At 68.4% G+C, this 19,395-nt stretch carries 15 protein-coding genes; 4 read left to right on the plus strand and 11 right to left on the minus strand.

Annotation, left to right across the window (positions count from 1 at the left end):
* Nucleotides 1-169 precede the first annotated feature (169 nt).
* From TSO5_RS29775 to treY, 3 genes are all read left to right on the plus strand, one after another.
* Nucleotides 170-478 carry a hypothetical protein gene (locus tag TSO5_RS29775; RefSeq protein ID WP_085083633.1) on the plus strand — a complete coding sequence of 103 codons (309 nt, stop codon included), beginning with the start codon at nucleotides 170-172 and terminating at the stop codon, nucleotides 476-478.
* A 120-nt stretch (nucleotides 479-598) separates the two neighbouring features.
* A complete protein-coding gene (treZ, locus tag TSO5_RS29780; RefSeq protein WP_109154995.1) occupies nucleotides 599-6,205 on the plus strand; it encodes a malto-oligosyltrehalose trehalohydrolase in 5,607 nt (1,868 codons plus the stop codon).
* A 39-nt stretch (nucleotides 6,206-6,244) separates the two neighbouring features.
* Nucleotides 6,245-9,025: a malto-oligosyltrehalose synthase gene (gene treY, locus TSO5_RS29785; RefSeq protein WP_109154996.1), complete on the plus strand. Its 2,781-nt coding sequence runs from the start codon at nucleotides 6,245-6,247 to the stop codon at nucleotides 9,023-9,025.
* Between the two features lie 68 nt (nucleotides 9,026-9,093).
* Here treY and TSO5_RS33750 read toward each other — a convergent pair whose 3' ends face one another.
* Nucleotides 9,094-9,519 carry a hypothetical protein gene (locus TSO5_RS33750; RefSeq protein ID WP_109154997.1) on the minus strand — a complete coding sequence of 142 codons (426 nt, stop codon included), beginning with the start codon at nucleotides 9,517-9,519 and terminating at the stop codon, nucleotides 9,094-9,096.
* 291 nt (nucleotides 9,520-9,810) lie between these two features.
* Nucleotides 9,811-10,272 (minus strand): response regulator, encoded by a 462-nt coding sequence (locus TSO5_RS29795; protein ID WP_109154998.1) that lies wholly within the window; start codon nucleotides 10,270-10,272, stop codon nucleotides 9,811-9,813.
* 228 nt (nucleotides 10,273-10,500) lie between these two features.
* On the opposite strand from TSO5_RS29795, the gene TSO5_RS29800 reads away from it, so the two are divergent.
* Entirely contained in the window at nucleotides 10,501-10,719 is a 219-nt protein-coding gene (locus TSO5_RS29800; RefSeq protein ID WP_109154999.1) for a hypothetical protein, read from the plus strand.
* 8 nt (nucleotides 10,720-10,727) lie between these two features.
* On the opposite strand, the gene TSO5_RS29805 is transcribed toward TSO5_RS29800, so the two are convergent.
* The 9 genes from TSO5_RS29805 to TSO5_RS29845 form a co-directional block, all read right to left on the minus strand.
* Nucleotides 10,728-11,510 carry an enoyl-CoA hydratase family protein gene (locus tag TSO5_RS29805; protein WP_109155000.1) on the minus strand — a complete coding sequence of 261 codons (783 nt, stop codon included), beginning with the start codon at nucleotides 11,508-11,510 and terminating at the stop codon, nucleotides 10,728-10,730.
* Nucleotides 11,507-11,953 carry a PaaI family thioesterase gene (locus TSO5_RS29810; RefSeq protein WP_247871033.1) on the minus strand — a complete coding sequence of 149 codons (447 nt, stop codon included), beginning with the start codon at nucleotides 11,951-11,953 and terminating at the stop codon, nucleotides 11,507-11,509. The genes TSO5_RS29805 and TSO5_RS29810 overlap by 4 nt, the downstream gene beginning before the upstream one ends.
* Nucleotides 11,954-11,964: 11 nt before the next feature.
* The gene (locus TSO5_RS29815) at nucleotides 11,965-12,687 is read right to left on the minus strand and encodes an ABC transporter ATP-binding protein (protein ID WP_109155001.1); all 723 of its coding nucleotides are present in this window, start codon (nucleotides 12,685-12,687) and stop codon (nucleotides 11,965-11,967) included.
* Nucleotides 12,684-13,409, minus strand: coding sequence for an ABC transporter ATP-binding protein (locus tag TSO5_RS29820; RefSeq protein ID WP_085083614.1), 726 nt, complete (start codon nucleotides 13,407-13,409; stop codon nucleotides 12,684-12,686). The genes TSO5_RS29815 and TSO5_RS29820 overlap by 4 nt, the downstream gene beginning before the upstream one ends.
* The gene (locus TSO5_RS29825; RefSeq protein WP_109155002.1) at nucleotides 13,396-14,367 is read right to left on the minus strand and encodes a branched-chain amino acid ABC transporter permease; all 972 of its coding nucleotides are present in this window, start codon (nucleotides 14,365-14,367) and stop codon (nucleotides 13,396-13,398) included. The genes TSO5_RS29820 and TSO5_RS29825 overlap by 14 nt, the downstream gene beginning before the upstream one ends.
* Nucleotides 14,364-15,242 (minus strand): branched-chain amino acid ABC transporter permease, encoded by an 879-nt coding sequence (locus TSO5_RS29830; protein ID WP_109155003.1) that lies wholly within the window; start codon nucleotides 15,240-15,242, stop codon nucleotides 14,364-14,366. Before TSO5_RS29830 ends, TSO5_RS29825 begins: the two co-directional genes overlap by 4 nt.
* A gap of 187 nt (nucleotides 15,243-15,429) precedes the next feature.
* Nucleotides 15,430-16,608, minus strand: a complete 1,179-nt coding sequence (locus TSO5_RS29835) for an ABC transporter substrate-binding protein (RefSeq protein WP_109155004.1) — start codon at nucleotides 16,606-16,608, stop codon at nucleotides 15,430-15,432.
* Between the two features lie 49 nt (nucleotides 16,609-16,657).
* Nucleotides 16,658-18,226, minus strand: coding sequence for an AMP-binding protein (locus tag TSO5_RS29840; protein ID WP_109155005.1), 1,569 nt, complete (start codon nucleotides 18,224-18,226; stop codon nucleotides 16,658-16,660).
* The gene (locus tag TSO5_RS29845) at nucleotides 18,223-19,374 is read right to left on the minus strand and encodes an acyl-CoA dehydrogenase family protein (RefSeq protein WP_109155006.1); all 1,152 of its coding nucleotides are present in this window, start codon (nucleotides 19,372-19,374) and stop codon (nucleotides 18,223-18,225) included. Before TSO5_RS29845 ends, TSO5_RS29840 begins: the two co-directional genes overlap by 4 nt.
* Nucleotides 19,375-19,395 lie beyond the last annotated feature (21 nt).

The raw sequence follows: 19,395 nt of genomic DNA on the forward strand, positions 1-19,395 counted from the left end.
GGCTCCCATGTGGCTTCAGGTGTCCGGCCGCCCTTTCCATGATTCGGGAAACCGGCCTTCGGACAGCTCAGCCGGGCGGACCTTTCCTTCGTTTCGGCTGTTGTACTGGAGACCACGCAGCACCGACGTCGAAGGGGACGGCCTTAGAATGTCACCGAGGATTAGCACCATGACCCCCCGTCTCCTTGCGGAGCTTCTGGAACCGATCCTGACCGCAGCGGAAGACGACGAAGAGGCCCTGTCCGAGGCCGTGAACCTGACCGCGGAGGCCATGGCGGCGCTGGGCGCCACCGTGCTCGATCCCGACGGGAAGCCGGCCCGCGGGGTGTCCGATGAACGGGCCGTCGTCGCCGCGCTGAACACCCATGCGCACAATCTGATGCGCGACGGCCGGCTGGACGACGTGGTCGAGGCCCTGCAGGTGGCCGAGCGGATCGGCCGCCTCGCCCATCTGCCGCACCACCCGCGGACCGTCTGACCACTCTTTCGGGAGAAGGGCGCGGTCGTTCGTGGAAGCGGCTTCGCGGGTGCGGGAATTTCTCCCCGCCGTGCTGTTTGAGCGACGTGCCACCCAGCGCTCAACAGGGGAGGAGCCCTCGTGCCCACCGCGCCGCAGCCACATGCCCAGCCGAATGTCTTAGCCAACCCGCTGGAAAGCGGGATTCTCTCCCACCTTCAGGACGACCTGCTGCCGGACCATCTCCTGACCCGCCGCTGGTATGCGGCGAAGGACGCCGGCCGGCCGGTCGTGCGCATTATAGACGCCCTGCCGCTGCCGCTCGCCGGCGGATCGCAGGCCCAGCTCTGCCTGTTGCGGGTGGAGCCGCCGGGACGGGATCCGCAGCTCTACCAGCTTCCCCTGATCCTCGACCGCGGCACCGGCGAGGACGCGTCGGTGATCGCCGGGTCGAAGGACCTGCCGGTTCCGGGGCGCCTGCGCGACGGCTATGCCGATGACGGCGTGGTCCGTGCGCTGCTGGGCGCCATTCTGAAGCGTGATCCCGAACCCAGCGAAACCGCGCTGTCCGCCGGCCTGACCGCTGGCCACACCCGTGCCTGCGAGGCGCTGGCCGAACGGTTGCACGCCGACGCCCCGCTGCACCGGATGACCGCGGAACAGTCGAACACCTCCATCCGCGTCGGCGACGCCGCCATCCTCAAGGGGCTGCGCAAGCTGGAACCCGGCATGCACCCCGAACTGGAGGTCAGCCGCTTCCTGACCGAGGTGGCGCAGTTCCCCAACACGCCGGCCCTGCTGGGTTGGGTCGAGCGGTCCAACAGCTCCGGCTCGACCACGCTGTGCGTGATGCAGGAGTTGGTGCCGGAGGCGAAGGACGCCTGGGGCCATGTCACCGGCCATCTGAACGACCGCGTCGCCCGCTTCGAAGATAGTGAGGCGGCGCAGGCCGCCGATGCCGACAGCGTCGCCTTTCTGCGCCTGCTGGGGCAGCGGACGGCGGAGCTTCACCGGGCGCTCGCCACCCCTGGCGGCGGTGACGCCTTCACGCCCGAGCCGGCGACGGCGGAGCGGTTGAAGGAGTGGGCCGGCGGCGTGCGAACCCTGGCGAAGCGCGTGCTGGAACGGCTGCGTGCCGCCGGGCAGACGCTGGACCCGGCGATTGCCGCGCAGGCCAAGGCGCTTGCCGCCAGCGAGCCGGCGGTGATGGCGCAGATCGATGCGTTGATACCCGTGAATGCCGACCTCAGCGCCATGCGGCTGCATGGCGACTATCACCTGGGGCAGGTTCTGGTGTCGCGCGGCGACGTGCAGATCGTCGATTTCGAAGGCGAGCCGATGCGTCCGCTGGCCGAACGGCGGGCCAAGCACTGCATACTGCGCGACGTTGCCGGCATGCTGCGCTCCATCGCCTATGCCGCCGCCATGGCACGCGACGCGATGCCGGCCGGCCTCGATGGTCTGTCGCGCGATGCCCGCACGGCCTGGCTGTCCTGGTGGGAGGGGGCGGCGTCGGCCGCCTTCCTCGACGGCTATCGCGGTGCCATCGGCGACTGCCCCGGTTTCCCGCGCGATCCGCATGCGGCCCCGGCCCTGCTGAAGCTGTTCCTGCTGGAAAAGGCGCTGTACGAGGTCGGGTACGAGCTGGCCAACCGGCCGGGCTGGGTGGGGATCCCGCTGGCCGGCGTCACCGCCATCATCCGCGCCGATGCCGGGCCGGAGATCGCCAGCCGCGACCGTGATCGCATCCCCCCGGTGGACGAGCGCCGCCGCAGCCATTCCATGCCCTTCGGGGCGGAGGTGCAGGCCGACGGGTCCGTCCGCTTCTCCCTGTGGGCGCCGACGACGGCGTCCGTCCTGCTGTCGCTCGACGATGGCGGGCCGCCGCTGGCGATGGAGGGGCAGGAGGACGGCTGGTTCAGCCTGATCACCGCGCGGGCGCAGGCGGGCAGCCGCTACCGCTTCGTCCTGCCGGACGGGCTGGCGGTGCCGGATCCGGCCTCCCGCTTCCAGCCGGACGACGTGCATGGCTCCTCGGAGGTGATCGACCCCGGCGTGCATGCCTGGACCGACGCCGCCTGGACCGGCCGCCCCTGGCACGAGACGGTGCTGTACGAGCTGCATGTCGGCACCTTCACGCCCGAAGGCACCTTCCTGTCGGCCATCGACCGGTTGGACGATCTGGTCGAGCTGGGCGTCACCGCGATCGAGCTGATGCCGGTGGCCGACTTCCCGGGCACGCGCAATTGGGGTTATGACGGCGTGCTGCCCTTCGCGCCCGACAGCGCCTATGGCCGGCCGGAGGATCTGAAGACGCTGGTGCAGGAGGCGCATGCCCGCGGACTGATGGTCTTCCTCGACGTCGTCTACAACCATTTCGGGCCGGAGGGGAATTACCTCCACGCCTTCGCCGACAGCTTCTTCACTGACCGTCACAAGACGCCTTGGGGCGCGGCGATCAATGTCGACGGCGAGCGCAGCGCGCCGGTGCGCGACTTCTTCGTCCACAACGCGCTCTACTGGCTGGAGGAATACCACCTCGATGGGCTGCGGCTGGACGCGGTCCACGCCATCATCGACGACAGCGACCGCCATGTGCTGGAGGAACTGGCCGCGCGGGTGCATGGCCATTTCCAGAATCAGCGCCATGTCCATCTTGTGCTGGAGAACGACGCCAACCAGGCGCGTTTCCTGACCCGCCACCGCGAGGGCGATCCGCGCTGGCACACCGCCCAGTGGAATGACGACCTGCACCACTGCCTGCACAGCGCGGCGACCGGCGAGGATGGCGGCTATTATGCCGACTACGCCCACGACCCGGCCAAGTGGAGCCGCGCGCTGGCGGAAGGCTTCGCCTTCCAGGGCGACCCGTCGGCCTACCGCGACGGCGAGTTGCGCGGGGAACCGTCGGCCCATCTGCCGCCGACCGCCTTCGTCACCTTCATCCAGAACCACGACCAGATCGGCAACCGGGCCTTCGGCGAGCGCATCACCCATATCGCCAAGGCCGAGGCGGTGCGCGCCGCCACCATCCTCTACCTGCTGGGTCCGGGCATCCCCATGCTGTTCATGGGCGAGGAATGGGCGTCGGCCAAGCCCTTCCCCTTCTTCTGCGACTTCGGCGAGGAACTGGCGGAAGCCGTGCGCAAGGGTCGGGCGGAGGAGTTCGTCAAGTTCCCCGAATTCCAGAATCCCGACGCCCGCGCCCGCATCCCGGATCCGACCGCGCCGGAAACCGCGGAGTCGGCGAAGCTGGACTGGGATGCCCGCGGACAGGCGGAGCATGCCGGCTGGCTCGACTGGTATCGCCGGGCGTTGGCAGTGCGCCGGGCGGAAATCGTGCCCCGTCTGGACGGGGTTCCCGGCGGTGCGTCGAACCATAGGACAGTCGGGCGGACTGGGCTGACCGTCTGCTGGAAGCTGGGCGACGGCAGCCGCCTGCATGCCTTCGCCAATCTGGGCGACACGCCGGCAGCCGGATTTCCCGAGGCGTCGGGCCGTGTGCTGTGGACCGAAGGGGACGGGCTGACGGGCGACAGGCTCGGCCCCTGGTCGGTGGTGCTGTGGCTGGAGGAGGCCTCGGCGCTCGACCGGCTGGCCGACCGCATGGGGGTGGAGCGCTCCTTCGACAATGCCGCCGGAGAGACGGTGACGGCCAGCGAGGAGACCATCCGCGCCCTGTTATCCGCGATGGGGGTGGAGGCGGGGGACCAGGCCGCCGCGCTGGCCCATCTCGATCGGCTGGACGAGGAGGAGTATGGCCGCGCCCTGCCGCCGGCGGTGGTCCGCCGCGCCGGGGCGGCAGTCACCGTGCCGGTCACCCTGCCCCACGGCACCCGAACCCTGCGCTATACCCTGACGCTGGAAAGCGGGGAGACGCAGAGCGGCGTCGTCGGCTTCGGCAGCCTGCCGCGCTGCCGCTGCATCACCGCCGGCGACGTGACCTATGCCGAGCGGCGCCTGCCGTTGGGCAAATTGGACAAGGCCGGTTACCACACGCTGCGGGTGGAGACCGAGCATGGCGTGGCGGAAACCCGCCTGATCCTGGCGCCCGCCCGCTGCCATCTGCCGACGCCGATGCTGGTGGGAGAGAAGCTGTGGGGCATGTCGGCGCAGCTCTACACCCTGCGTAGCGGGAAGGACTGGGGCATCGGCGATTTCGGCGATTTGCGGACGCTGGCCGACATCGCGGCGGCGCGTGGGGCGGCGGTGATCGGGCTGAACCCGCTGCACGCCATGTTCCTCGACAATCCCGAGCATGCCAGCCCCTACTCCCCGGCCAGCCGGCTGTTCCTGAACCCGCTCTACATCGATGTCACCGCCGTGCCGGAGTTCCTTGACGATGCCGACATGCGCCGCCAAGTGGCCTCGCCCGAGTTCCGGCAGGCGCTGGAGGCGGCGCGCTCCACCTCCCATGTCAATTACACCGCGGTCGCCAAGCTGAAACTGCCGATCCTGGAAAAGCTCTTCGCCGATTTCCAGACATCGGCTAAGCCGGAACGCCGCGCCGCCTTCGACGCCTTCTGGATCGACGGCGGCATCGGGCTGGAGCGGTTCGCCACCTTCCAGGCGTTGCGTGAACGCTTCGCTGCGGACGGCAAGGCCGACTGGCACCAATGGCCAGCGGACTACCACGACGCCACCGCGCCGGCGGTGGAGCGGTTCGCCAAGGAGCATTCCGACCGCGTCGCCTATTACGCCTGGTTGCAATGGCTGGCCGACGACCAACTGCGCGTGGCGGCGGAGCGGGCCACCGAACTCGGCATGACCATCGGCTTCTACCGCGACCTTGCGGTCGGGGCCGACGCCAGCGGGGCGGAGACCTGGATGACGCCGCAGGCTGTGGTCGACGCCGCCCATGTCGGCGCTCCGCCCGACCTGTTCAACCCGGCCGGCCAGGATTGGGGGCTGCCGCCCTTCCATCCGCAGGCGTTGCGCGCGGCCGGCTATCAGCCCTTCATCGATCTGGTCCGCGCCAACATGCGGCATGCCGGTGCGTTGCGCATCGACCACGCCATGGCATTGCAGCATGTCTACTGGATCCCCGATGGCCACCCGCCGGGCGAGGGCGCCTATGTCGCCTATCCGATGGAGGATCTGCTGGGCATCCTGGCGCTGGAAAGCCAGCGGCACCGCTGTTTGGTGGTCGGCGAGGATCTTGGCACCGTGCCGGAGGGCTTCCGCGAGCGGATGACCGAGGCCGGGGTGCTGAGCTACCGCGTCGTCTTCTTCGAATGGACCGAGGATGGCGCCTTCAAGGGGCCGGACGAGTATCCCGAACTGGCGCTCGCCACCGTCGGCAGCCACGACCTCGCCACGCTTCGCGGCTGGTGGGAGGGCGACGACATCGTGCTGAAGGCCGAGACGGGCCTCTATCCGGCGGAGGACGAGGCGGAGAAGCAGCAGGCCCGCCGCTCCGCCGACCGCAACGCCCTGGTCGATGCCCTGCGCGCCGCCGACATCGCCCTGCCCGCCGGCTTCGGACCCGACAGCCCCTATGACGAGGCGCTGGACCATGCGGTGCATGCCTTCCTCGCCCGCACCAATGCGGCGCTGGCGGTGGCGCAGCTGGACGACCTGACCCGCGAGCGCGATCAGGTCAATCTGCCAGGCACCACCGACCAATACCCCAACTGGCGCCGCAAGCTGTCGATGACGCTGGAGGAACTGGCCGATGCGCCGGAGCCGGCGGCGGTCGCCGACATCCTGGCTGCGGCCCGCCCGTCCTCCTCCCCCGTCCGCCGCTAACAAAAAAACGCCCTTCCCTACTCCGAGGAGCACACACCCATGGCCCCCGCCGCCGGCAAGCCCATCCCTCGTGCGACGTACCGGGTCCAACTGAATGGCGAGTTCGGCTTCGACCGCACCGCCGCCATCGCCGATTACATCGCCCGCCTGGGCGTCAGCCATCTCTATGCCTCCCCCTACATGAAGGCGCGGCCGGGCAGCACCCACGGCTATGACATCGTCAATCACAATGAGCTGAACCCGGAGGTCGGCGACCAGAACGACTTCCGCGATCTGGTGGAGGCGCTGAAGCGCAACAACCTGGGCCAGATCCTGGACTTCGTCCCCAACCACATGGGTGTCGGCGGCAGCGACAACGAATGGTGGTTGAACGTCCTGGAGTGGGGACCGGATAGCCCGTATGCCGGGTATTTCGACATCGAATGGGAATCCGACTACCGCTATCTGCAGGGCAAGGTCTTAGTGCCGTTCCTGGGCGACCAGTATGGCGCGGTGCTGGTGTCGGGTGGGCTGGAGCTTCGCTTTGACAACGAGACCGGCAGCTTTGCCGTCTGGGCCTATGGCAGCCACAAGCTGCCGGTGCGGCCGCAGGATTATGGCATCATCCTGGGCAGCGACCACCCGGATCTGGAGCGGATCGCCGACGCCTTCACCCATCTGTTGGATGCCCGTCCCCACCAGCTTCGCCGCGCCTCCGACCTGAAGGCGGAACTGGCGGGGCTGGTGGCGACCCGGCCCGACATGGCCGATGCGATCAACCAGCGGCTTGCGGCCTTCCGTGGCTATCAGGGGGAGATCGACACCTGGGGCCATCTGCATGAGCTGATCGCCGGGCAGAACTGGCGTGTCGCCTATTTCAAGGTGGCGGCCGACGACATCAACTATCGCCGCTTCTTCAACATCAACGAGTTGGCCGGCCTGCGCATGGACGAGCCGGAGCTGTTCGACGTCGCCCACCGCATGGTGCTGGGGATGGTGGCGGACGGCACGCTCGACGGCATCCGCATCGACCACATCGACGGGCTGATCGACCCCAGGGGCTATTGCGAGCGGCTGGTCGCGGCCTCCCCAAAGCCCTTCTATCTGGTGGTCGAGAAGATCCTCGCCCGGCATGAGCGGTTGCGCGAAGACTGGCCGATCGACGGCACCACCGGCTATGAATATGCCAATCTGATGGGTGGACTGTTCGTCGATCCGAAGGCGGAGGAGGCCTTCACCCGCCTCTACGCCGACTTCATCGGCCGGCGCGACGATTTCGACGAGGTGGTGCGGCAGTGCAAGATCCGCATCATGGAAAGCGAGATGGCGAGCGAGTTGAACGTGCTGTCGCGCAAGGCGTCGCGCATCGCCCGCTCCAACCCCGCCACCGCCGATTTCACCGCCAACATCCTGCATCAGGCGCTGAAGGAGACCATCGCGCGTTTCCCGGTCTATCGCACCTATGTCGATGGCGGTGTGCCGAGCGACCTCGACCGCCGCGACATCGACTGGGCGATCTCCCAGGCGCGGCGGGTGGAACAGGGGCCGGACGGCTCGGTCTATGATTTCCTGCAGCGGCTGCTGACCACCGATCTGGTGGCGGCGCCCAAGAGCGGCTACAGCCATCAGCAGGTCACGCGCTTCGCCATGCGGTTCCAGCAGTACAGCGGGCCGGTGATGGCGAAGGGTCTGGAGGACACCGCCTTCTACCGCTACAACCGGCTGGTGGCGCTGAACGAGGTGGGCGGCCATCCCGACCATTTCGGCGTCAGCATCTCCGCCTTCCACCGCGCCAACCAGGACCGCGCCCGCAACTGGCCGAACAACATGCTGGCCAGCACCACCCACGACACCAAGCGCGGCGAGGACACCCGCGCCCGGCTCTACGCCCTGTCGGAGATGCCGGAGGAGTGGGAATGGCAGGTCCAGACCTGGAGCCGTCTCCTGCGCGCCCGTCGCGGCGACGTGGAGGGCACCGCCCCGCCCGACCGCAACGACGAATACCTGTTTTATCAGTTGCTGCTCGGTGCGTGGTCGGCGGAGCTGACCGGTGCCTCGGTCGAGCAGATCGACCAGTCGGCGATGACCGCCTTCGCCGAGCGCATCGTCGGCGCCATGACCAAATCAATGCGCGAGGCCAAGCTGCATTCGACCTGGGCCGCGCCGAACGAGGCCTATGAAGGAGCGGTCGTCAGCTTCATCCACGATGCGCTGGACGTGACCCGCCGCAACGCCTTCCTGGAGGCCTTCCTGCCCTTCCAGGCGGCTCTGGCGCGGATCGGTATGGTCAACGGTCTGTCTCAGGCACTGCTGAAGCTGACCAGCCCCGGCGTGCCCGACATTTATCAGGGTTGCGAGCTGTGGAACCTCAGCCTCGTCGATCCGGACAATCGGCTGCCGGTGGATTACGACGCCCGCCGTAGGCTGCTGGACGAGATCGAAGAGGCGGTGGAGCGCGGCGCCGTGCCCGGTTTGCTGGAGCGCTGGACCGACGGTGCGGTGAAGCTGGCGGTGACCCGGCAGGCCCTGGCGGTCCGTGCGGAGATGCCGGAGGTCTTCAGCGCCGGCGATTATCTGCCGCTGGAGGCGACCGGCGACCGCGCCGACCATGTGGTGGCCTATGCCCGTCGCAGCGGCGACACTGCGGTGCTGGTGGCGGTGCCGCGGCTGGTCGGGCAGTTGGGCGACAGCCCGGACTGGGGAAACACCGCCATCCCGCTGCCGCGCGGCGCCCGCTGGCGCAACCGGCTGACCGGGGCGGAGGTGGAGGGCGGCGACGCGGTGATGGCGGCGACGCTGTTCGCCGATCTGCCGGTGGCCCTGCTGTCGCAGGAAGGCTGACGCCGGCACCGAGAGGAACGGGCGCGCGAGTGATCGCGCGCCCTTCCGTTTTTCCGGGATAGGAAAGGTCAGCGGGTCGTGCTGCCGGCGCCCGGGCGGGAACCGCCCGCCGAACCGCCCATGGAGCCTGACGGCTGCTGCGTGCCGACCGGCCCATCAGAGCCGGTGCCCATCGAGCCGCTGTTGCCCAGGCTGTTACCGCCCGTGCCGCTGGTCGAGCTGGAGGAGCCCGATCCGGTCATCGACCCGCTGCCCGTGGACGACCCGCTGGTGGATGACCCGCTGGTCGCGCCGCTGTTGCTGTCGACGCCGCCCATGCTGCCGCAACCCAGCTGGTTGTTGGAGGTGCAGGGCGGGTTGGTCTGGTTGGCGTTGGTGCTTGGACCGGCGCTGGTCGCGGCGGGGCTGCCGGAGATGGAACCGCTGCTGTCGGCGAAGGCCGGGGCGGCCATCAGGGCGAGAGCGGCGGCGGTGCCGATCATCAGGCTCTTCATGACGATTCCTTTCGCTGTGCATGCCCGTCGACGCCGGTCTGTCGGCGGCCGGGCTGCCGTGGTCCGGGGAGCATCGAAATCTTGCGCGGGGCCATCTTGCGCGGGGCCCAATCCGTCCCCGCTTTCCAGCCCACCAACAGCGGCGATCCGCAATGGTTGCGCCGTCATCTTCCGCGGCCTGCGATGCCCCGACGATGCCACACCGGACCGCCGGCATCGCGCGTGGCGCAAAAAAGAGAACGCCCGCCGAAGGGCGGGCGTTCTCAGGGGACGATGCGCCAGGGGGGCCGGTCAGGCCGTGCGTGCCTTCGACAAGTTGGCGGCGCTCAGGCTGGCGGTGGTGGCGACGGAGCCGTGGAAGATTTCCAGCGCGGCCGGCGTGGAAGACGGCCGCAGGCCACCCAGGATTTCACCCGCCGCGCCGACGGCCTGCACCAGCGCGTCCGGCATCACCGGCTTGCGCAGCAGGCCCATGGCGAATTCGCGGGCTTCGGCCGCGTGGTGGTCGAAACCGGTCATCAGCAACGACGGAACGCCGTTTTCCTCCCACAGCCGGCGGGCGAGCACCAGACCGTTCTCCCCACCGGCGAGATTGACGTCGACCAGCGCAAGGTCGGGACATTCGCGGGCACCGACCCGCGCGGCCTTCACGGCATCGCGCAGCGGTCCAACCACGGTGTAGCCCGCGTTCTCCAGAACGGCCTTCACGGCCGGACCGATCAGCGGATCGTCCTCGACGACAAGCAACTTCAAGACGGCATGCTCCCTTGATCGACGGTGCGGGCTTATAGCCCGTCCCGTCCGGTTTTCGAAGCGGGTTCGGCTTCGATCAACTGAACCGCCCATGTTTGTCGCGGTTCCGCTCCGTTCAAGAGGTCTAAGGGGTACTCCCTTGCGGGTATGCCGCCTCACTGAACGTCCGGGTTGGAAACATACACCATTGCAGCGTGTTTTACCCGGACGCGAGAGAGGAAAAATGCAATGACTTTCGTTGAACTGACCGATACGACCGGGGACTCCGTTCTGGTGAATCCAATCGCGGTCGCATATCTACGTGCGACCGCGGACGGCGGCACCGAACTCCATTTTGCCGGCCGGGCGGAGCCGCTGCGACTGCCGGGCGCGCCGTCCGACGTCGCCCGCACCCTGGAAAACGCCGCACCCACCCCGCCCGATCCTACCCTGTCGTTGCTGGCCTGAAGATAAGCTCAGCCTCTGGGATAGCTTGGCGCACGCTTCTCGAAGAAGGCGGTGATGCCCTCCGCCGCCTCCGCCCCGTGCAGGGCCTCGACAAAGAAAGCGGCCTCGCGGTCGAGCTGATCGTCGGGCGCGCCGAAGCCGCTCTCGATCAGTCGCTTGGCCCGGCCGATGGCGAGCGTCGGCCCCTCGGCCAGCCGCTCCGCCCAGGCCAGGGCTTCGGCCAGGGCGGTGCCGGGAGCCACCACCCGGTTGACGATGGCAAGCTGGGCCAGCCGCGCCGCGCCGATCTTGCCGCCCTCGAACATGATCTCGGCGGCGAGCTGCGGCGTCGCGGCACGGGCGAGGAAGGCCGACGCGCCGCCGTCCGGGTTCAGCCCGACCTTCACATAGGCCAGCGTGAACACCGCATCCTCCGCCGCGACGATCAGGTCGCAGCCGAGAGCAACCGAGAAGCCGGCTCCGGCGGCGGCCCCTTCGACGGCGGCGATCACCGGCTTGGGGCAGGCGCGCATGGCGCGGGTCCAACCATGGAAGCGCTCCAGGCTGGCGCGGGTCACCTCCGGGTCGGCCTTGGCGTTGCCGAGCAGCCGGCCAAGGTTGCCGCCGGAGCAGAAGCTGCCGTTGGCCCCGGTCAGGACGATGGCACCCACGCCCGGATCCTCGGCCGCCTGGGTCAGCGCGTCGCGGGCGGCGGCCATCATCTCCGGCCCCAGCGCGTTCTTGGTGGCGGCGTCGTCCATCGTCAGCACCATCACGCGGCCCTGGCGCGCGACGGTCAATTGTCCGCTCATAGCTCGGTCCCCTCCCGGTTTTCGCTGCCCGACCGGTATTTGAACATGCCTTCCGACGTGGCGATCAGGGCGCCGGTGTCGCCATGGCGGAGTTCCGCCGCCACCCCGACGATCTTGCGCCCGCCGCCGCGCAGCCGGCCGGTGGCGACCAGCGTACCGGTGCGCGCCTGCCCCAGGAAGCTGGTCGAGAGCGACAGCGTCACCACCCGCCGCACCCGGCCGGGGAAGGGACAGTATGTTGCCGAGAATCCGGAAACCGTGTCCAAAAGCGTCGTCATGACCCCGCCATGCACGACGCCGGCCCGGTTCAGGTGGCGCTCGTCGATGGTCATGGTGAGTTCCGCCGCTCCCTCCTCCCAGCGACTCAGGGTATAGCCCAGCAGGCGCTGGAAGCCGGATTCCGGCTCCCCGTTCAGCAGATCGTCCATACCCTGTTCGTCCATCCCCTGCCCCATCACGCGGCCGTTTCGTGTGCGAAGTAAAGCGCGTGCAGGCGCTCCAGGTCCACCCGGTCGCCGCGTTCGGACAGCACCACCTTGCCGGATTGCATCAGATAGACGTGGTCGGCGATCTTCAGCGCGCGGCTGGTGTTCTGCTCCACCAGCAGGATGGTCAAGCCCTCCGCCCGCAGCCGGGCCAGAATGCGGAAGATCTCGTCCACCACCACGGGGGCGAGGCCCAGCGACGGCTCGTCGATCAGGCAGACGCGCGGCTGTTCCATCAGGCCGCGGCCGATGGCGAGCATCTGCGCCTCTCCCCCCGACAGGGTGCCGGCGATCTGGCCGCGCCGTTCGGCCAGCCGGGGGAACATGTCCATGACCATCGCCTTGTTGCGCTTCCAGTCCTTGCGGCAGCCGCGCGGGAAGGCGCCCATCATCAGGTTGTCCTCCACCGTCATGTCGGGGAAGATCATCCGGCCTTCCGGGATCATCACCACCCCGTCGGCGACCCGGTCCCAGGTCTTCACCGCCTTGCGGCTCTGCCCGTCGACGCGGATGTCGCCCGAGGTGGCGGGCACCAGCCCCATGATGGCGCGCAGCAGCGTGGTCTTGCCGGCCCCGTTCGGGCCGACGATCACCGTGGTCTTGCCGGTCTCCACTGACAGCGAGACGTCCCACAGCACGTTGATCGCGCCATAGCCGGCCCGCAGCGTCAGGATGTCGAGTGCGTTGGTCATGACGCCTCCGCAAGTGTGGTTTCGCCGGTGTAGCTGCGGATCACCTCCGGGTCGCGGAACACCGCGTCGGGGGAGCCGTCGGCGATGATCTGGCCGAAATTCAGCACCAGCACCCGCGGGCAGAGCGCGGCAATGGTGGCGATGTCATGCTCGATGATGACCATGGCGAGACGGTAGCGGTCGCGCACCGCCGCCAGCCGTTCCATGAAGGCGCGCTTGCTGCTGGTCTCCAGCCCGGCCAGCACCTCGTCGAGCAGAAGCAGGCTGGGTTCGGTGGCCAGCGCCTTGCCGACCTCCAGCGCCTTGTGTTCGGTCAGCGCCAATTCGGTGGTGGCATCGCGGTCGGCCTTGTCGCGCAGGTTCAGGATGTCGAGGATCTCGTCGATCCGCTTCGGGTCCTTTTTCCCGGCGCCGAAGCGCTGGGCGACCAGCAGATTCTCCCGCACCGTGCAGTGGCCGAAAGGGCGCGGGATCTGGAAGCTGCGGCCGATGCCGAGCCGCGCCCGCTTCCATTCCGGCAGCTTCAGCAGCGAGGTGCCGCGGAAGTCGAGCCGGCCGGCGGTCGGCCGCACCACGCCGGAGATGACGTTGAACAGAGTGGTCTTGCCGGCGCCGTTCGGGCCGACCAGACCGATGCTCTCCCCCTCCGCGACGGAGAAGCTGGCGCTCTTCAGCGCCTGCACGCCGCCGAAATTGACCTGGACGCCTTCAAGCGTGAGCATGGCGGCTCTCCTTCACCGTGCGGCGGCGCAAGGCCGGCATCAACCCGCCGGGGCTGAACAGGATCATGGCGCAGAGCAGCACGCCGAGGATCATCTGGTGGCCGTGTGGCAGGATCGGCTTGAACAGCAGCTGGTCGACCAGATAGATCGCCAGCGCCCCGACCACCGGCCCCCACACCGTGCGGTAGCCGCCGAAGATCGCCGCCGCGATGGGCAACACGGTCCAGCCGCTGGAAAAGGCATAGTCGGGGTCGAGGAAGCTAATGAAATGGGCATTGAAGGCGCCGACCACCCCGGTGATGAAGGCCGACAGCACCAGCATCGCCGCCTTCAGATGCGTGCTAGGCACGCCGACGACGCGGGTCGCCACCTCGGTATCATGCATCGCCTTCAGCGCGAGGCCCCAGGTGCTGCGCCGGACGGCGTCATAGGCCAGCGCCGCCAGCACCACGATGGTCAGGATGATGAGATAGCCGCCCAGCTTCTCGCCGAATTCAAAACCAAAGACGGTGGGAAAGCGCGGGATCGACAGCAGTCCGCCGGCGCCGCCGGTGACCGATGTCATCTCGGTCGCCAGGATCTGGAAGATGTGGGCGTAGGCGAGGATGGCGAGCGCGAAATAGGGACCGCGCAGCCGCAGCGCCGGCAGCATGGCGATGGAGGACACCGCCGCCCCTACCCCGCCCAGCAGCACGGATGCTGCGACCGGCACCCCCAGCTTCATCGCCAGCACGGCGGAGGTGTAGGAGCCGACGCCGAAGAAGGCGGCGTGCCCGAAGCTGACCATGCCGCCGAGATTGCCCAGCAGCGCCCAGGCCACCGCCACCCCGGCGATGGTCAGCGCCGCGACGATCAGCCCAAGCACGTAAGCGTTGCCGCCGAACAGCAACGGCACGCCGAGATAGGCGAAGGCGAGTGCCGCGATCAGAAGAAGTCGGTTCGTCAGGGAGTTTTTCATCGCGCCAGTGCCCTCCCGCCGCCGAACAGGCCCGAGGGCGAGACGAACAGCACGACCAGGAACAGGATCATTCCCGCCAACTCCTGCAGCGAGGCCGACAGATAGGTGACCGTCAGCGATTCGATGACGCCGATCATGATGGCGCCGATCAGCACGCCAGGGATCGACCCCATCCCGGCCAGCACGGTGATGATGAAGGCCTTGACCGTCAGCACATGGCCCAAGGCCGGGAAGACGGTCTTGCCGGTGTAGATGGCGAAGCCGGCGAAGGTGGCGAGCAGGGCCGCGATCAGGAAGGACAGGATCTCGATCTTGCGCGGGTTGACGCCCATCAGCGTCGCCGCCGCCCGGTTCGACGACAGCGCCCGCACCGCCCGGCCCTGCCAGGAATGGTTCAGCCACCACCAGACGCCCGCCATCAGCACCAGCCCGCCGACGAAGGCCGCGACCTCCGCGTTCATCGCGAACAGCGTGTCGGCGATCACCATCGAATCCTGGAACCAGGGGTCGGAGGTCGAATGGATGTCGGCCGCCCAGATCGACAGGATGGCGTTGGTCAGGATGATTCCCAACCCGAAGGTGAGGATCAGCGAATTGATCTCGCGGTCCTGGTGAATGCGGCTGAGCAGCGCATAGACGATGGCCGACGCCGCCCCGACGATCACCAGCGCCACCGGGATCGCCATCACCGGGCTGACGCCATAGTTGGTTTCCGCCGCATAGGCGACATAGGCGGCCAGCAGCACCAGCTCGCCATGGGCGAGGTTGATGACCCGCATGGTGCCGAACACCAGAGCCAGACCGACCGCCACGGTCGCGTAATAGCCGCCGGCGAGCAGGCCCGAGAACAGTGCCTGGAGCGTCAGTTCAAGCATGGATTGCGCCCTGTTGGGGGTGGCGGGGTGGGTTGTTGCTCTGCCCCCTCCCCATCCCTCCCCCGCTTCGCGGGAGAGGGGGTAGAATGCTTGCGGGAGTATTTCAAACGGGCGGCGGCAGTCCCCTCTCCCGCGAAGCGGGGGAGGGTTAGGGAGGGGGCATTCGGAGCCAACACCTCCCCTCAACTCACCACGGCACGGCCGGGAAGTTCATCTTTCCGTTGGCGGCGTCCTTCGGCCAGACCAGGACCACCTTGCCGCCCTGGTGCTGGCCCATGCGGTGGGTGAAGTTCAGGTTGTCGCCGTTCTTGTCGAAGGTGACGCGGCCGATCAGGGTGTTGGCATCGGTCTTGCGCAGCTCTTCCGGCAGTCCGCCCTTGCCCAGCGTCCCGGCCTCGTCGGCGCGGACGACGGCGTCGATCAGCAGGCGGGTCTGGACGTAGCCGAACTGGCCGAGATAGTCGGGGTCCTTGTTGAACAGCTTCTTGTAGGTGGCGGCGAACTCCACCGCCTCCGGCTGGGTGAATTCCACCGGATAGGGCAGCATTGAGGTGCCGTAGACATTCTCCATCAGGTCGGGGAATTCCTTGGCCATCTGCGCGGTGGCGAGCGACCAGACGCCGACCATCGCCTTGACCTGCGGCTTCAGCACCTTGGATGCCCGCAGGATACCGACATAGTCGTTCTCGTAGCCGACCATGGCGATGACGTCGGGGCGGTCCTGCAGCTTCACCTTGTTCATCAGCGGTTTGAAGTCGCTGGTGGAGCCGTCGAACTCGTGCATGCCCACCGTGACGCCCTTGGCGGTCAGCGCGGTGTTGACCTGTTTGGCGAGGCTGCTGGTCGCGTCCTTGTTCAGATAGACGATGGAGACCTTCTTGGCGCCCATGTCCTGCAACAGACCGATCATGGCCAGCGCATAGCCGTCGGTGTTGTTGATGCGGAAGAAGGTGGGATAGCCGCGCTGGGTCAGTTCCGGCGAGACGCCGCCCGAGGTGATGTAGACCAGCCCGGCCTTCTGCGCCGCTTCCGACGCCGGGCCGATGATGTTGGAGCCGTAGCCGCCGGTGATTGCCACCACCCCTTCGCCCGCCAGCTTCTCCACCGCCGCGACCGCCTTGGCGGGGGAGGTCTCGTCGTCGATGGTCTCGACCTTGAAGCTGTGCTTGCCGGCATAGCTCTTGTTCGCCATGTCGATGGCGACGGCGATGCCCTCATGCATGCCCTGGCCGACGCGGGCGAGGCTGCCGGTCAGCGGCAGTTCGGAGCCCAGCAGGAACTCCTTGGCCTGCGCCGCCCCGGCGCCGAGCGCCACCGACAGGGCCAGTGCGGATACGGTTGCGAGTTTGGCGATCGTCCGGGTCATGCTTTCGTTCCCTCCCATGGGTTTTGTTGTTCGGGCTTTGTTGGTTGTGTCAGGCGGCCATCACCTCGGCGGCCAGGGCGCGGAGGCCGCTTTTCAGCAGCTTTCCGGTCGGGCTGGCCGGCAGGGCGTCCATGGCGACGATGCGCGACGGGCGCTTGTAGGGGGCGAGGCGCTCGGCGGCCCAGGCCTTCAACTCGTCCTCGCTGGCGCTGCGGCCGGGGACGAACTGGACAAAGGCCACCACCTCCTCGTTGCCGGCGACGGCGTGGCCGACGACCGCGGCCAGCGTCACCGCCGGGTGGCTGGTCAGCACGCCCTCCACCTCCTCCGGATAGACGTTGAAGCCGGAGCGGATGACGATCTCGCGGATACGGCCGACCACCGCGACGCAGCCGTCAGGCTCCAGCCGGGCGACGTCGCCGGTCTTCAGCCAGCCGTCGTCGGTGATGGCCTGGGACGTCAGTGCGGGTTCACGGTAGTAACCGAGCATCACGTTGGGGGCGCGGACCCACAGCTCTCCCGGCTCGCCGTCGGCAACGTCCTGGCCGGTGACATGGTCGACGAAGCGCATCTCCACCAGCGGCAGGGCCGGACCGATGGAGGTGTCGCTGCGCGGTGCGTCCAGCCGGGTCTGCGTCACCGTCGGCGAGCATTCGGTCAGGCCGTAGCCGTTGTGCAGCGGCAGGCCGAAGACCCGCTCCACCGCCTGCTTGAGGTCGAGGTCCAGCACCGACCCGCCCGAGGACAGGTAGCGCAGGGCCGGCGCCGACAGAGTACGGCCGGTGACGGTGGCGTGCTCCACCAGCTTGGCGTACATGGCTGGAACACCCTGGAACACGGTCACCCCATCCTGTTCCAACGCCTGCCACACGGCGGCGGGGGAGAAGCGGGGGACCGTGTGCAGGCAGCCGCCGGCATAGAGGGTGCCGAGGCAGGTGGAGGCGAGGCCGAAGACGTGGCTGACCGGCAGCACGCCATAGGTGCGGTCGCTGGGGCCGAGCCCGCGCATCCAGCCCGACACCGAGGCGACGAACAGCAGGCCCCGGTGGGACAGCATCACGCCCTTGGGCTTGCCGGTGGTGCCGGAGGTGTAGATCAAGGCGCCGACCTGCCGCTGGTTGCCGGCATGGACCGGCTCCGGATCGGCGTCCAGCAGCGGGCCGACCGCCATCGGCGGCAGGTCGGGGTCGCCCAGCGGCTCGGCGCCATGGCGGGCGGCATGGGCGGCGGCGTCGGGGGATACCGTATCGGTATAGAAGATGCGACGCGGTTGGCAGTGATCGCGGATGGTGTCGATCTCGCGATCCGACAGCCGGGCGTTCACGATGACCGGCCAAGCGTCGCACTCGCTGGCCGCCAGGATCAGGGTGACCGCAGCGAGGCTGTTCTCGCAGACGATCATCACCCGGTCGCCGCCGACCACCCCCAGCCGCCGGAGATGCGCGGCGGCGCTGCCGACCGCCTGGGCAAGGCGGCGGTAGCTCCATTCCTGCGTCCCGTCGAACAGGGCGGGGGCGTCCGGCGTCCGTTCCGCCCAGGCGAGCGCGGCGTGGCTGATGCGCGGCGGCAGCGCCGCCACCATCGCGGCGAAATCGGGAACCGGCCGCCCCACAGTCATGCCGCCTCCCGGATCATATTGCGGGCGATGACGAGCTGCTGGATCTGGGTGGTGCCCTCATAGATGCGGAACAGGCGGACGTCGCGATAGAAGCGCTCGATCCCGTAATCGGCGATGTAGCCGGCACCGCCATGGATCTGCACCGCCCGGTCGGCGACGCGGCCGACCATCTCGGTCGAGAACATCTTGCAGCAGGCGGCGTCGGTGTTGACGTTCTGCCCGGCATCACGGCGTCGCGCGGTTTCCACCACCATGCAGCGGGCGGCGTAGGCTTCGGCGCGGCTGTCGGCCAGCATCGCCTGGATCAGCTGGAATTCGGCGAGCGGCTGGCCGAACTGCTTGCGCTCCATGGCGTAGGACAGGCTGTCGCGGATCAGCCGCTCGGCAAGACCGACGCAGACGGCGCCGATGTGCAGGCGGCCGCGGTCCAGCACCTTCATCGCCGTCTTGAAGCCCTGCCCTTCCTTGCCGCCCAGGATGGCGCTGGCCGGGACGCGGCAGTCCTCGAAGATCACGTCGCAGGTGTGGGCGCCCTTCTGGCCCATCTTCTTGTCGATGGGGCCGAGCGACAGGCCGGGCGTCCCCGCCTCCACCAGGAAGGCCGACACGCCGCGGGCGTCGCGGCTGTCCAGATCAGTGCGGGCGAAAACGGTGAAGAGGCCGGCCTGCGGCGCGTTGGTGATGTAGCGCTTGGTGCCGTTCAGGATGAAATGGTCGCCGTCGCGCCGGGCGGTGGTGCGGAGCGAGCCGGCGTCGGAGCCCGATTCCGGTTCGGTCAGGGCGAAGGCGCCAACGATCTCGCCGGCGGCCAGACGCGGCAGATAGTTCTGCTTCTGCTCCTCCGTCCCGTCGATGACGATGCCCTGGGAGCCGATGCCGTTGTTGGTCCCGATCAGTGAGCGGAAGGCGGGAGAGGTCTGGCCCAGCTGGAAGGCGACCTGCACCTCGTCCGACATCGACAGGCCGAGCCCGCCATATTCCTCCGGGATCGACAGGCCGAACAGGCCCATCTCGCGCATCGCGGCGATCACCTCGGCGGGGATGGCGTCGTCTTCGGCAACCTTATGCTCAAGCGGGACCAGCTTTTCGCGGACGAAGCGCCCCAGCGTGTCCAGCAGTTGATCCAAAACGTCCTTGTCCAAGGCCATGCGTGCTCTCCGTCCGGGGAG

This window comes from Azospirillum sp. TSO5 (genome assembly GCF_003116065.1).
Classification (GTDB): domain Bacteria; phylum Pseudomonadota; class Alphaproteobacteria; order Azospirillales; family Azospirillaceae; genus Azospirillum.